We start from the raw sequence: 14,538 nt of genomic DNA on the forward strand, positions 1-14,538 counted from the left end.
GAAGGAACGAGCCGCGATATGGGGGTATCGCCCGTGGGGGGAGTTCGGCGATCAAACGGCGCTTGAGCAGCGTCATACGCCGCGGACCGGCGGCATCGGATTGGCCCGGGTGATCGATGTAGAAGGGGCCCGGCGGACTCGGTCGGTCGCCTCGTCGTAGGGCGCCTGACGGACCCGAACCGGGGCAGCCGTCCAGATGACGACACCGCGCCCCGGCACAGTGCCCGCCGTCAACGTGTACACGCCGGTCCGATGCCTTCCGGCAGGTGCTCTGTTGCCCTCTTCGTCGACGGTAACGCTGCTGGCTCCCACGGCGACCGGAATCTGTTGGTGAGCCTGCAGCCTTCCCGGAACTCCGCGAATAATCCGGGAGGTTGCTCCGGTGTCGAACCATGCGGTAACCGCGCCATACAGGTACAGGTCAATGGTCCTGGCGTTGAGTAACACCACCGCGAAGTCGGCCATCGACCGATTCGCATCGGTCAGCTCGGATAGGCCGCTCGCCAGCTGTCGACGACGGCGCGCCGTTTTCAACAGCATCGAAACGGCCTGCCCGGCAGACGATTTGGCTGAGAGCGGCCCTGCCTCACGGTGAGCGACGACGATGACGGTGCCGTCGACATTGGCCACGATGTGGTTACCGGGAAGGACTTCCACCTGAACAACCGGTTCGGGCGGCTCCGCGATCCGCACGGTCGTGTCGTCCACCCCGGTCGGAAGGGGAAGTTTCACTGTGTGCGGTTCTGGTGCGGTCGTCGGCGGCACGGTCTCATGTTCCATTGATGCTTCGCTCAAGCCGATCCGGTCGTGTAGTCGCCGCAACGGCGCTGGTGCCCACCAATTCAGCTCGCCGGCGAGGCGCAGGAACGCGGGAACCACGACGCCGCGGATCACCGTGGCGTCGATCACGATTGCCAGTGCCGTACCGATGCCGAACATCTTCATGAAAGACAGGCCGTTGGCGAAGGACAGCAGCGTGATAGTGAGCAGGATCGCCGCACTGGTGATGATCCGGCCGACGCGCCCCAAACCCGCAACGATGGCATCGTCATTCGACATGCCGTCGTCGCGTGCCTCCTTTATGCGGCTGAGAAGGAAGATCTCGTAATCGACCGACAGGCTAAATGCGATGCAGCACAATAGGACAACCATCGACAGGTTGAGTGGTGCGGGGGTCACGCCGAGTAACTCCGTAAGGTGCCCATCCTGGAAGATCAACACCATCACACCGAGCACCGCGGAAAGCACCAGCACGTTGAGGAGAAGGGCTTTGATCGGCACGACAACGCTGCCGGTGAAAAGGAACAGCATTACGAATGTGGCGCCCGCCATGAGCGTGATGGCCAACGGAAGGCGGGCCGCGATCGCAGCACGGCTGTCGATGAGATTGGCCGTGGGCCCTCCGACTGTCACCTGCTCGTCACCGATCAGGGCACGGATGTCGCGCACGACTTGTTGAGCGGCGGACGATTCCGCGTCGACCGATAGATACACGAATGCGTAGCCGGCCCCGGTCGCCATGGGCGGCGAGGTTGGTGTGGGGATGCGATTCCCACCTTCGTATGCGCCGATTGGGCCCTCGACGCGTACCACGTTGTCCATGCGCGAGACCGGGACTGCGAGTCGTGTCAGCGCTTTCGCGTCAATCGAGGTCACCAGCGTCACGGCCTGCGACAGGTCAACCGGGTAATCCCGGCGCAGCGATTCGGTGAGCATGCGTGCATCAGAGTCCGCCGGCAGCGCTCGCTCATCCGGGGTGGCGAGTTGAACGTGCAGGAACGGGATGCCCAGCGCCAGCAACGCCGCGACCAGGGGGAGGGCATACCACAGGGGCCTGCGGATCACCGCCCGGGCGCAGCGACGCCAGAACGCCGAGTCGGCCGAGACCTGAATCTTGCGTCGGAAGATGCGCAGCGCGTCGACGCGGGCGCCGAGCAGCATCAACAGAGCCGGTAGCAGCACAACTGCGCTCAGCGCCGCGAGGACGACCACGGAGATCGCGGCTAGGCCAACGGATCGCACGAAGTACACCGGGAATACGAGAAGGCCAGTCATGGCCGCGGTGACTGTCGCCGAGGAGAACACGATGGTGCGTCCGGCGCTTGTCACGGTAGACACGATGGCCGCCCGGTGTTCTCGGCCGTTGGCGCGTTCCTCGCGGAATCGCGACACCATGAGGAGCCCGAAGTCGATCGAGAGTCCCAGACCGAACGCCGTGGCGACCGTCAACGCATGGATGGATACGTCGGTCACCGCGACCAGCCCCAACAACACCACCATTGTCAACACGATCGAGGTGACCCCGACGGCGACGGGTAACAGCGCAGCGACGACACCCCCGAAGACGATGATCAGCACGATCAGAGAGAGCGGCAGCGCGATACTTTCGCTGACCACCAGATCGTGATTGACCCGTTCCTCTGTTTCGATCTGCACGCCCAATGTGCCTCCGGCTCGGACGGCGACGGACGCGTCCTCGGCCGGAAGATTTTCGATGATGCGGCTCGCCGCTCTCGCCGCCTCGTCCGCGGTCCCCGCCACGTGCACGAGGACGAGACCAGACCGCCCGTCGCGGCTGCGCAAGTCGTTGGCCGAAGGTTCGGTGTACGAGGCGATCACCTTTGCGGCTTCTTCGTCTTCTACAGCCTGCCGCGCTTGGTTCGCGACGGCGAGGGCTCGCGGGTCGTCGACGGTGCCGTCTCGCGTCACGACTTGGAGCACCAGATTGGGGGTAGCGCCGAAGTGCTGGTCGAGGAAGTCATCGGCGCGAGCGGCCTCGGTCGTGGGATCGGTGAATCCTGCTACTCCGAGCTTGTCGGATACGCTGCCGCCGAGAATGACTCCGAGAGCCAACAGAACGATCACCGTCGTCAGCACGGTTTTCGGCCACCGCACCGTGAAAAGCGCCAGCCGTTTCAACATTTCGCGTTGCCCATCGCCACCTCGGATAGCAAAGGTCGCAGCACATTCAACAGATGCGACTGATCGGCCAGGTAGAAGTGTCCGCCGGGCAGCATCTGCACGCTGAACCGTCCAGATGTTCGTGCGCGCCATTGGTCGAGGTCGGCTTCGCCGAGAAGCGGGTCGTCACAGCCGCCGAGGACGTGGATCGGACACGGTAGGACGACGCCCGCATCGTCCTCGTCGGTCTCGCACAGCCGCAGATCATTTCGAGCCGCCGCGGTGGCAGCTGCTCTCAGCACCGGCAACTGGCCGAGCTCAGGCGGGATGCCGCCCAGATGCGTCAGCAGCGTGGCCAGCAGGTCGTCGTCAAGGTGCTCGACGCTGGGTAGCGGCGGCGGGAGATGTGGCGCCGCGTAGGAGGACAGCACGAGTATGCCGGGGAGACGCAGCTTGGCCACCGCGCGACGGCACGCCAGCCGGTAAGCCACTAATGCGCCGAAACTATGGCCGAAGAAGGCGTGAGGGCCGTCGAGTTCTCCGTAGAGCTGGCGGTGGACCTCATCGACAAGGTCTCTCAACATCGGGAAGCGCTCGCGATGCGCTACGTCGACGGCGACGACTTCGGTGCGGGGACCGAGGGGCTGCTGCCATCCTTTGAACATGGACGCGCCACCGCCGGCGTGGGGGAAGCAGAACAGCTTCACGCGTTTCACGCACCTTGGGTCAGAGACGCGAGTTCCTCTGCAACGGCCTTGACCGCATAGCGGATTTGCTCGTCGGTGTGGCAGCTGGTGACGAAGAAGCGCAGTCGCGTCTTGTCCTCCGGCACAGCGGGATACAAGATCGGATTGACATTGATGCGGCGGGACAGCAGCGCGTCGGACAGTTTCAGGGCATTCAACGAGTTGCCGACGATGACCGGAATGATCGGGGTGTCGTGAGAGTCGCCGGTGTCGAGCCCTGCCTCCTGCGCCAGATTCAAGAACAATGTGGACAGCGTCCTGAGCTGACGTAGATGCATCGGTTCGCGTCGAATAGTACGGATGGCCGCGAGCGATGCTGCCGCGGTGGGGGGTGGCATGCCGACGCTGTAGATGAAACCCGGTGTCGTGTACTTGAGGAACTCGATGAGCTCGTGGCTCCCCGCGACGTAGCCGCCGCAACCAGCGAGGGCCTTCGACATGGTTCCGGACCACAAGTCCACGTCTGCCCGATCGACGTTGAAGTGTTCGCCGATGCCGGCGCCGGTATTGCCGAGTACGCCGATGCTGTGGGCCTCGTCGATCATGAGCAGCGCGCCGTGTCTGCGTTTCACGTCGATGAAGTCGGGCAGTTCGGCAATGTCACCGTCTTGGCTGTAGATGCCTTCGATGATGATCAACACCCGGCGATACTGACCGCGGATGCGACCGAGTAATTCGTCGAGAGCGGCGGGGTTGTTGTGGGGGAACGGTCTGCGGGTGGCGCCCGAGAGCGCGCAGCCCTGCAGAATGCTGTCGTGGGCGAGGCTGTCGTGGATGACCAGGTCATGCTCGCCGAGAAGGTGTCCGATCACGGTGACATTCGTGGCGTGGCCGCTGACCAATGCGATCGCGTCCTCGGTGCCGAGGAACCGTGTCAACTCGAGCTCTAATTCTCGGTGCACCGGCTTCTCACCGGAGAGCAGCCGCGAAGCCGAGCAGGAGCTGCCCCAGCGGTGTACCGCGTCCACCACGGCTTGCTCCACTGCTGGGTGCCCCGACATGCCAAGGTAGTTGTAGCTCGAGAAGTTGATGGTCTCGGTGCCGTGGATGATCGAGGTATCGCGGGTGATGCCGTCATTGACCAGGAAGTAGGGATTGTCCACGCCGGCCGCGCCGAGGAGACTGAACCGGTCGAATAGCGCCTTGACCTCCTCGAAGTCGCCGATGCTCGTCTGTGGTGACACGGTGGGCGTGGGCCCCGCAACGTCGATGGGCGGCGCGAGTGCGCCTCCGCCGGCCATCGCTATCAACTCGGCGACGGTGGTGGTCGGACCGAAGTCCGCGGCATCGATGGTCACCCCCGGGAGTTTCTGGGCTAGGCCGCTGAATAGATCAGTGACCATGATGGAGTCGAAACCGAGGTCGCCGGTGATGGACTGCGTTGTGCGAAGCGCGCTTTGGGGGTATCCGCTGACACGGGCGACCTCCGCGAGTACGACATCAACGACGTCTCGGGTGAGCGTCGGCGCCGGCGGCAATTCCGCTGCCGAGGCGGCGACGCCGTGGTTGTACGCTGCGAGCACGGCGGCCTGTTCGCGAAACAAGGCGATGAGATTGTCCATCGTGGAATCCTTCGAAGCGACGGCTGAAGAGGCGTTCGGGGTGGGCGTTTGCTCGTCGATCCAATAGCGATTGGCGACTGAAAAGACATAGCCGCGCAGCCGACGGGGAACCTGAGCTTCATTGGGATACAGCAGGTTCCAGTTCGGATTGAGGCCGGCGCAATAGAGCACGGCGATGGTCTCGGCAATGCCGGTCTCGACCGCCAGCGCCGGAGGGGCAGCCGCGTGCGCACGAGTGATCATCGCCCCGAGTGTGCGTTTGGCGCCGAACTCGACGAGGTGTGTCGGCTGGGCTTGCAGCGCCTCGGTCACTGCGTCGGCGAACAAGACGGTGCTACCGATGTGGTCGATCCAGTAGTCCGGACCGAGCGGCTCGTCATCGCCAAGCAACCGGCCCCGCAGCGTCGAGAAAATCGGAAGAATGGGCGGGTGATAGGAGCACTGATGCGCGATGCCGGCGAAATCGGCGATCATCGGCTCCATCAGCCGGGAATGAAAAGCATGGGAGACATTGAGCTTTCGTGTGGTGATCCCCGCCTCCTGCAGCGAACGCGCGGTTTCATCGATATCGGGCAACGGCCCCGACAAGACGACTTCGGCGGGCCCGTTGATCGACGCGACGTCCAGCGGAAGGTTGGACAGTTCCGCGGGGTCGGCGCGGACCGCGAGCATGCCGCCACCAGGCGGCAACAATCCCATGAGCCGGCCGCGTGCCGCCACCAGCCGACAAGCGTCATCGAGACTGAACACCTCGGCGATGACGGCAGCGGCGTACTCCCCGATACTGTGCCCAAGCAGCCACGCCGGCTCGGCACCGAGGTCCAATAGCGCCATGGCCTGCGCGCATTGCAGGGCGAAGATCGCCGGCTGAGCGAATTCAGTGTTGTTTACGCGGTTCTCCGCCATGACGTCGCGCAGATGCCGACCGATGTGCGGTGTCATCGCCGAGTCGACTTCATCGAATGCGGCGCGGAAGACAGCGCTCTCTTCGTAGAGGCCACTGCCCATGCCCGGATATTGGGTACCTTGGCCGTTGAACAACCAACCGGCCGATATGGGGCCGGCGGTAGCGGTCACAGCGTCCAGAGTGCGCAGCGTTTTGATTGTTTCAGAGCGGTCGCGGGCTGGGATCGCGAGCCGGGCTTTGCCCGAACTCTTGATCCGATTGGTCGACCAGCACAGCTGCGCCATCGGTGCGTCAGAGCTCTCCAACTCGTCGGCAAGCTGAATGGAATTGCGGTGCAGGGCTTCCTGGCAGTCCGCCGACAGCGTGAGGATTCCGCCGCCCGCAACGTCCGGCGGAGGAACCGGAGGAGGCGCGCTCGCAAGCACCACATGACAGTTGGTGCCTCCGATCCCGAAGCTGGACACCCCTGCGTAGACGGTCTCCGCGGGAAGACTCATCGGTTCGGTCACGAGTCGTAATCCACCCGCGGCGAGGCGGAGTTGGGCGTTCTCGCTATCGGCGAATCGGGATGGCGGGACCACCCGGTGGTGCAAGCTGAGCGCCGCTTTGATGAGCCCGGCGATGCCGGCTGCGCCTTCGGTGTGGCCGAGGTTGCCCTTGATTGAGCCCAACGCGCACGGCTCGCCACGCCGCGACCGGTGATGATGGGCGAGGGCTTTGGCTTCGATCATGTCCCCCAGCAGCGTCCCTGTGCCGTGCGCCTCGAGGAAACTCACCTGTGCGGGCGCTATCCCTGCGGCCTCGCACGCCACGGCGACGACCTGCTGCTGCGCCCACCTGCTAGGTGCAGTGATGCCGTTGCTGCGGCCGTCGCTATTGACCGCGCTGCCCTTGAGTAGAGCGTAGATCGGCAGTTTCGCCGCGGCCGCATCGTCGAGACGACACAGCACCAGCGCGGCTACCCCTTCGCCGCGCCCGATTCCGTCGGCGCCGCCGCTGAACGGTTTGCAGCGACCGTCTGGGGCTGCGAGACCTGCTTGTGTGTAGAAGGCGTTGAGTGCCGGGGTGAGGGCCAGATTCACGCCGGCGGCGATGGCCTGGTCGCACTCGCGGTCTCGCAGCGATTTGGCGGCCAGGTGGACGGCCACCAGCGATGATGAACACGCAGTATCGACCGCCAAGCTGGGGCCCCTGAGATCGAGTTGGTACGACAGTCGGTTGGCCGTCATGAAATACCCGTTCCCGGAGCCCGATTGAGCGGTGATCGCGCGGTAGTCACGCATGTGAATGTGCGCCCATTCGTTGGCCATCACGCCGACGAACACGCCCGTGTTGGATCCGGCTTGGCCGCGCGGGTCCAGCGTCGCATTCTCCAGCGCGCGCCAGGCGGTTTGCAGCAGCAGGCGCTGTTGGGGATCCATCGCCTTCGCTTCGCGCGGCGTGATCCCGAAGAAATCGTTGTCGAACGCGTCGGCGTCGCGGATCAGTCCGCCTTCGCGGTGGTTGATGGTGCCATCGGCCATCAATTCGGCCGGATCCCACCGCTCCGAACCGATCTCGTCGACACCGTCCGCCCCGTCGAGAAGCAGATTCCACAATGCCGTGACATCGTCAGCCTTCGGAAATCGGCAGTCGAGGCCTACAACGGCGATATCGGTCATGCGATCGCCTCCTGAAGACGCACTGCCGAATCGACGCTTTCGTGAACCACATGGGTAAGCTCCCCGTTGAGGAAGGCGGCGCGCATCGAGGCGCGCTGCACCTTTCCGCTCGTGGTCAGATGGATGCCTGCGCGGCTGACGAAAATTACGCTGGGAGCGGGCATTTCGAAGGTGCGGGCGGCTGCCCTCTTGATGGCGGCGGAGAGTTCCTCGTAAGTCGTATCGCCGAGCAGTTCAGGTTTTACGGCCTGAATGATGACCAGCCGTTCACCGTCATTGATGTCCACCGCGACCGCCACGCCCCGTGAACCGGCGACGGCAGGGTGTAGGTCTTGGATGAACTCCTCGATGTCCTGGGGGTAGAGGTTGCGGCCGTTGACGATCAACAAATCTTTGCACCGGCCGGTGACGAAAAGCTCGCCGTCGTGCAGGAATCCGAGATCCCCTGTGCGCAGGAAGGGGCCTGCGCCGTCGACGGTGTGCGCGTGGAAGCGGTCGTCGGTCTCGGCAGGGCGGTTGTAGTAGCCGCTGGCGACACTCGCGCTGCGCAGCCAGATCTCGCCGACGAAATCCTCCTCGAGGAGGTGGCGCGTTTCGGCATCGACTATGCGAACCTCGACGCCCGGTGCGGGAGCGCCGCAGCTGACGAGGCTGATTGCCCGGGCGGAGGCGGGCGCGTAGCGGTTGCGCTCCAGTGTCTCGGCGTCGGCATCGAGGTAGCGCGGGGTTCCGCCGCCGACGGTAGCCATCAGTGTCACTTCGGCCATGCCGTAGGTCGGGCGCATCGCCGACGACTTGAATCCGGCCGGGGCAAGGGTCGAACTGACACGTTCGATGGTGCGGCGGCGTACCGGCTCAGCGCCGTTGAGCGCGATATCCCAGCTGGAAAGGTCGATACCGGCCAAATGCTCCGGGCTCACCCGACGTGCGATCACGTCGTAGGTGAAATTGGGTGCGGCACAGATGGTCCCGTGGTGATCACTGATCGCCTTCAGCAGGCGGATCGGTTGCTTGAGGAATGCAAGGGGCGACATTCCCACGATGTCTCCGCCGACGTAGAAGGCGGTGAGCACGCTGATCAGGCCCATGTCGTGGAAATGCGGAATCCAACCGACGAGGGTCGTCGCCGAGTCGAGCCTGAGGGCTTCGGAGATGGTGGCCAGGTTGCTCACGAGATTGCCGTGGGTGACCGCGACACCTTTGGGATCGCCCGTCGAGCCCGAGGTGTACTGCAGGAAGGCAACGCTCTCTGAGGTGACCGACGGCATGGTCCAGTCGGTGGCGCCCAGAAGGGGTGCCCCGTTCGTCGCCACGCACGAGATGGGCCGGTCCAGGCCGAGGGCGTCGATCCCGGAAGAGAGCGCATCGTGCAGATTCGCGCTGGTAAGCGCCAGAGCCGCCTCGGCGTCGTGCATGATCCGGGCGACTCGCTCCATGCTGCGTTCATCGACGGGCAATGGTGTAGGCACCGCGACCACTCCGGCGTAGAGGCAGCCGAGGAAGGCTCGCCAGAACTCCAGCCCGGGTTCGAATAGAAGCAGCACCGGCCGGGTGATTTGCTCAGAACGCAGCCACACCGCGATTTCGCGCGCGTTGCGGTCGAGGGCGCCCAGGGTCGCCACATCCTCGACGAGAGTGCGACCGGATTCCTGGAGAAACACGAATCTAACAGTGTCACCGGCAGTTTCGAACACCGACCGTAGTCGCCCGACGAGACTTTCGGACTCGAGAGACTGGTGCGGATCGCTGCCGTGCGGGGGCTGGTGCGATTGAGCCACTTGACACCGCTTCTCTTTGAGGATCGGCGGTTTGGTGTGGAAGGAGTCCGCCCCGTCGGATCCGGCCCATGGTCGGGTGTCAGCAGGAGCAGTCGTGTGGCGGCAGCGGACTGGCGACCCATCCAGCAAATTTTGTGCTGTTCATGGTAGCCCTCCCGACATTGCAAAGACAAGCCATCAAGGGCGAGGTCGCGTTGCTTCTCAACGAGATTGGCGGCCAATCCCAGGGACCCGAATTGTGGATTTGGCAAAAACTTTGCTGGCTGCCGGTGTCCACGGGCATCTGCCGCGGTCGGCAAGACCGTCAAGGGGGCCACCGGCACGGCACCAGGATGCGTCGCGCCCTTCCCGGGCGGATAGGAAATCCTATCGGTGCACGAGCGAACTCTGGCCTCGCGTCGATTCCGGTAGCTATGTCTGGTGGAACACGATTCCATGTATGACTTCAAACACCATCGCTCGCACCGCTTCCACGTCGAAGCTGAGCGCACACCGATTCCGCGGTCCGGATCGTTCGATCATGAATTGGCTCGCGACTCGGCTCGCTTTCCATCTGGAAATATCCCCGTCCACAATCGATCCGAGTGTCCCGCTCGCCGAGATGGGGGTGGATTCGGTACACGCGGTCGGCCTCGTCGGCGATGTCGAATTGGAATTCGACATCGATGTCGATCCAACGATGATCTTCGACTACCCGACCCTTTCGCACATCGCCGAATTCATCAGCGCTGCCGTCACCGAACAGCACGAGGTGGTGGCTTAAATGGTCGCCATCGCGCGCCACCCCAATCACACACATGATTGTGAGGTCGTCACCGTCGACGGCCACCGGATCGCGTACCGCGAGGCCGGAACGGGCGAGGTGCTGTTGCTGGTTCACGGCCTCGGCGGGAGTTCGGCGAGTTGGCGAGAGATGATGCCGAAGCTCGCAAAGAAGTATCGGGTCATCGCGCCAGATCTTCTGGGCCATGGCCGATCGGACAAACCGCACTGCGAATACTCACCGGCCGTCTTTGCGCGCCTCCTACGCGGCCTGCTGGATACCCTCGGCATCGGCGAGGTCACGGTGGTCGGGCACTCCCTCGGCGGCGGAGTGGCCATGACGTTCGCAGCACGGCACCGTGGCTACTGCAAGCGACTGGTCCTGCTCAACAGTGGCGGCTTCGGCCCGGAGGTCACGGCTCTACTGAGGACGTTGTCGGTTCCTGGCACGGGAATCATGTTGCCGCTGATCGCTGCGGGCCGCGCGATCTGGACCGGCGGACCTTCGAGGCTGCAGGGTTTGATCCCGAGTCGCGATGACCGGCGGGTATTTCTTCAGACGTTGCGTTCGGTCGTCAATCACCGTGGCCATGCGGCATCGGCGCTGGCTTGCCTGCATGCTTTGGCGGATCTGCCGGCCCAGATCATCGGCGGCGAAAACGACCGGGTCATCCCCGTCGCACACGCGTACGCCGCACACGCTGCCCTGCCGGGCAGTCGACTGACCATCATCCCCGGGGCGGGCCATGACCCGCAGCTCCAACGACCCGAGACGGTCGCGGAACTCATCGACGACTTCATCGCGGGGGCAGGTGACACCGTGGTCGACACGCTCGCGCTCGCGGCCTAGCGGCGGAGCGCGTCAGCGGGCGATGCGATCGGGCCGGGTGTAAACGTTCATCGACTCGCCCCGAAGGAAGGCCACCAGCGTGAGCCCGGACGCCGCGGCCAGATCGGCGGCCAGCGACGACGGCGCCGACACCGCGGCCAGCACCGGGATGCCCGCCATCACCGCCTTCTGCGTAAGTTCGAACGATGCGCGCCCGCTGACCAGCAGCACGGTTCCCGTCAGCGGGACGCGGTTCTGCTCCACCGCCCAACCGATGACCTTGTCGACGGCGTTGTGGCGGCCGATGTCTTCGCGGACGACGAGGGTGGTGCCGTCGCTGTCGAAGAGGGCCGCGCCGTGCAGGCCGCCGGTGCTGGCGAACACCTTCTGGGCCTTGCGCAGCCTCGCCGGCAGCGCTGCCAGCGTCTCGGCGGAGACGGTCGACGGGTCGTCGCCGGGCGCATGCCGGCTGCTCAGCTGGACGGCCTCGAGCGACGCCTTACCGCACACCCCGCACGATGATGTGGTGTAGAAGTTGCGGGTCACATCGGTGTCGGGCATAGCGACGCCGGGCGCCAGCGTCACGTCGAGCACGTTGTAGGTGTTGAGCTGGTCGGTGCCCGTGCCCTTGCAATAGCGCGCCGTCACGACGTCGTCACGCCCCCCGATCACACCCTCGGTGAGCAGAAAACCCTGAGCCAGCTCGACATCGGAGCCCGGCGTGCGCATCGTCACAGTGACGGGGGCGCCGTTGGCCCGGATCTCCAGAGGTTCCTCGACGGCGAGGGTCTCCGGCCGCGCCACCGCGGCGTCCATGGTCACGTGCTGTACCCGCCGCCTGGCTGTGACCCGACCCATGACACCACCGTAGGCCGGACGGTCATAGATAACGTTTCCGTGCTGTTCATCACGACGCCAGCGCTCGAAGCGGCGTCGTCGTCATCCGGACGGCACAATGTATGGGTGCCCAACGAACTGCAACCGCACCGCCGCACGCCGGTCTGGCGTGACCCGCTGTCGGCCGGCTTCCGCGCGCACCGCAACCTGCTGCTCCTGCGTCTGCGCTGGCACCAGCGGCGCGCGGAGACGGCAGCAGATCGCGGCTGACGGCGCGACGACCAGCGCCGGGAAGGTGCTAGCTAGCGGCTACTGAGCGGTAACCATTTCCTTAGAATTATTGTCTCGCGGACGTGACGAACAACACAGTTTTGTCTCACGTGAGCGATCAACACATCGGCTGAGCTGTACGTTCGACTCCCTGCTTACGGCACGCCGCGGGCGAGTCCGGTGATGGGCTGCCTAAGAGAAGTGCAATAATCGGTACTGGCAGTGACATCAAAACTTTGGTGGACGTCCACCGACGGCGCGTCGACTCGACTGTGACTCGGAGGACATCCCCACGCAGCGTGGAAGGCAGGCCTCGTGGCAGCGAACGACAACGCGGTCAGTCCGGGGAGTGCGGGTCCTCGACAGAAGCTCGAGAAGGTCGTCATCCGTTTCGCCGGCGACTCCGGCGACGGTATGCAGCTCACCGGTGACCGGTTTACCTCCGAAGCCGCGCTGTTCGGCAATGACCTTGCCACGCAACCGAATTACCCCGCCGAGATCCGCGCGCCGCAGGGCACGCTGCCCGGTGTGTCGTCGTTCCAGATTCAGATCGCCGACTACGACATCCTCACTGCAGGCGACCGCCCCGACGTACTCGTCGCGATGAACCCGGCGGCGCTCAAGGCCAACGTCTCGGATCTGCCGCGCGGCGGTCTGATCATCGCCAACTCAGACGAGTTCACCAAGCGCAACCTCGCCAAGGTCGGCTACGAGGCCAACCCGCTGGAAACCGAGGAGCTGTCCGATTACGTCGTGCAGGCCGTTCCTATGACGACGCTGACGCTCGGTGCGGTCGAGTCGATCGGCGCCTCGAAGAAGGACGGTCAGCGCGCGAAGAACATGTTCGCGCTCGGCCTGCTGTCGTGGATGTACGGCCGTGAACTCGTGCACAGCGAGGCGTTCATCCGCGAGAAGTTCGCCCGCAAGCCCGATGTCGCCGAGGCCAACGTGCTCGCGCTCAAGGCCGGCTGGAACTACGGGGAGACCACCGAGGCCTTCGCCAGCACCTACGAGGTCGCCCCCGCCAAGCTCAAAACCGGTGAGTACCGCCAGATCTCCGGTAATACCGCGCTGGCCTACGGCATCGTCACCGCTGGTCAACTCGCCGACCTCCAGGTCGTGCTCGGCACCTACCCGATCACCCCGGCGTCGGACATCCTGCACGAGTTGTCCAAGCACAAGAACTTCAATGTGCTGACCTTCCAGGCCGAGGACGAGATCGCCGGCATCGGCGCGGCCATCGGCGCCTCCTACGGCGGGGCCCTCGGTGTCACCAGCACCTCGGGCCCTGGCATTTCGCTGAAGTCCGAGGCGATCGGCCTGGCCGTGATGACCGAGCTGCCGCTGATCGTCATCGACGTGCAGCGCGGCGGGCCGTCGACAGGCCTGCCGACCAAGACCGAACAGGCCGACCTCCTGCAGGTGATGTACGGCCGCAACGGTGAGTCGCCGGTTGCGGTGCTCGCGCCCCGCTCGCCGTCGGACTGCTTCGACGTCGCCGTGGAGGCCGCGCGCATCGCGGTCAGCTACCACACGCCGGTGGTGATCCTGTCCGACGGCGCGATCGCGAACGGCTCTGAGCCGTGGCGGATTCCGGACGTCAGCAGCTATCCGGCCATCGAGCACACATTCGCCGAGGCCGGCGAGCCGTTCCAGCCGTACGCCCGCGATCCCGAGACCCTGGCGCGCCAGTTCGCGATTCCCGGTACGCCCGGCCTCGAGCACCGGATCGGCGGCCTGGAAGCGGCCAACGGCTCCGGCAACATCTCCTACGAGCCGAAGAACCACGACCTGATGGTTCGGCTGCGCCAGGCCAAGATCGACGGCATCACCGTGCCGGAGCTCGAGGTCGACGATCCGACCGGCGACGCGGAACTGCTGATGCTCGGCTGGGGCTCGAGCTTCGGGCCGATTGGTGAGGCCTGCCGCCGGGCGCGCCGCAAGGGCATCAAGGTCGCCCAGGCGCACCTGCGCAACCTCAATCCGTTCCCGGCCAACCTCGGTGAGGTGCTGTGGCGGTATCCGACGGTCGTGTGCCCGGAGATGAACCTGGGCCAACTCGCCCTGCTTCTGCGGGGCAAGTACCTGGTCGACGTCCAGTCGGTGACCAAGGTCGAAGGCATGGCCTTCCTGGCCGACGAGGTCGAGGGCATCATCGATGCGGCACTGGATGGCACGCTGGGTGAGAAGGAAAGTGACAAAGCGAAGTTCGCACGACTGGCGGCGGCCACCGTCGAGGTCGGAGTGAGCGGTGTGGGAGCGAACGCATGACCGACACGAGCGAG

The 14,538-nt window shown here is 64.8% G+C and carries 9 protein-coding genes; 4 read left to right on the forward strand and 5 right to left on the reverse strand.

What is annotated here, in order from left to right; translation table 11 throughout:
- Positions 1-72: 72 nt before the first annotated feature.
- From A5650_RS13355 to A5650_RS13370, 4 genes are read right to left on the reverse strand one after another with little or no spacing between them, the layout of a single operon-like run.
- Complete coding sequence (locus tag A5650_RS13355; RefSeq protein ID WP_067291795.1) at positions 73-2,922, reverse strand: MMPL family transporter; 2,850 nt, start codon at positions 2,920-2,922, stop codon at positions 73-75.
- A complete protein-coding gene (locus A5650_RS13360) occupies positions 2,916-3,617 on the reverse strand; it encodes a thioesterase II family protein (protein ID WP_082950749.1) in 702 nt (233 codons plus the stop codon). Before A5650_RS13360 ends, A5650_RS13355 begins: the two co-directional genes overlap by 7 nt.
- Positions 3,614-7,777, reverse strand: a complete 4,164-nt coding sequence (locus A5650_RS13365; protein ID WP_067291798.1) for a type I polyketide synthase — start codon at positions 7,775-7,777, stop codon at positions 3,614-3,616. Before A5650_RS13365 ends, A5650_RS13360 begins: the two co-directional genes overlap by 4 nt.
- Entirely contained in the window at positions 7,774-9,471 is a 1,698-nt protein-coding gene (locus tag A5650_RS13370) for a fatty acyl-AMP ligase (RefSeq protein ID WP_067291801.1), read from the reverse strand. Before A5650_RS13370 ends, A5650_RS13365 begins: the two co-directional genes overlap by 4 nt.
- Positions 9,472-9,994: 523 nt before the next feature.
- Between A5650_RS13370 and A5650_RS13375 the strand changes: the two genes are divergently transcribed.
- Both A5650_RS13375 and A5650_RS13380 read left to right on the forward strand, forming a co-directional pair.
- Positions 9,995-10,318, forward strand: a complete 324-nt coding sequence (locus A5650_RS13375) for an acyl carrier protein (RefSeq protein WP_067291804.1) — start codon at positions 9,995-9,997, stop codon at positions 10,316-10,318.
- Entirely contained in the window at positions 10,319-11,167 is an 849-nt protein-coding gene (locus A5650_RS13380) for an alpha/beta fold hydrolase (protein WP_067291807.1), read from the forward strand. It begins immediately after the preceding gene.
- Between the two features lie 12 nt (positions 11,168-11,179).
- Here A5650_RS13380 and fdhD read toward each other — a convergent pair whose 3' ends face one another.
- A complete protein-coding gene (gene fdhD, locus A5650_RS13385; RefSeq protein WP_067291811.1) occupies positions 11,180-12,004 on the reverse strand; it encodes a formate dehydrogenase accessory sulfurtransferase FdhD in 825 nt (274 codons plus the stop codon).
- A gap of 39 nt (positions 12,005-12,043) precedes the next feature.
- On the opposite strand from fdhD, the gene A5650_RS13390 reads away from it, so the two are divergent.
- Together A5650_RS13390 and A5650_RS13395 are read left to right on the forward strand one after the other, a co-directional pair.
- Positions 12,044-12,253, forward strand: a complete 210-nt coding sequence (locus A5650_RS13390; RefSeq protein WP_067291813.1) for a hypothetical protein — start codon at positions 12,044-12,046, stop codon at positions 12,251-12,253.
- Between the two features lie 315 nt (positions 12,254-12,568).
- The gene (locus A5650_RS13395; protein WP_067291816.1) at positions 12,569-14,524 is read left to right on the forward strand and encodes a 2-oxoacid:acceptor oxidoreductase subunit alpha; all 1,956 of its coding nucleotides are present in this window, start codon (positions 12,569-12,571) and stop codon (positions 14,522-14,524) included.
- Positions 14,525-14,538 lie beyond the last annotated feature (14 nt).

Source organism: Mycobacterium sp. 1164985.4 (assembly GCF_001668575.1).
In the GTDB taxonomy this organism is placed as follows: domain Bacteria; phylum Actinomycetota; class Actinomycetes; order Mycobacteriales; family Mycobacteriaceae; genus Mycobacterium.

What these genes read in the sequence shown, in the direction of transcription:
- A5650_RS13355 (WP_067291795.1), bottom strand. Translation starts at nt 2,922, where the DNA reads ATGTTGAAACGGCTGGCGCTTTTCACGGTGCGGTGGCCGAAAACCGTG.
- A5650_RS13365 (WP_067291798.1), bottom strand. Translation starts at nt 7,777, where the DNA reads ATGACCGATATCGCCGTTGTAGGCCTCGACTGCCGATTTCCGAAGGCT.
- A5650_RS13375 (WP_067291804.1), top strand. Translation starts at nt 9,995, where the DNA reads ATGACTTCAAACACCATCGCTCGCACCGCTTCCACGTCGAAGCTGAGC.
- A5650_RS13380 (WP_067291807.1), top strand. Translation starts at nt 10,319, where the DNA reads ATGGTCGCCATCGCGCGCCACCCCAATCACACACATGATTGTGAGGTC.
- fdhD (WP_067291811.1), bottom strand. Translation starts at nt 12,004, where the DNA reads ATGGGTCGGGTCACAGCCAGGCGGCGGGTACAGCACGTGACCATGGAC.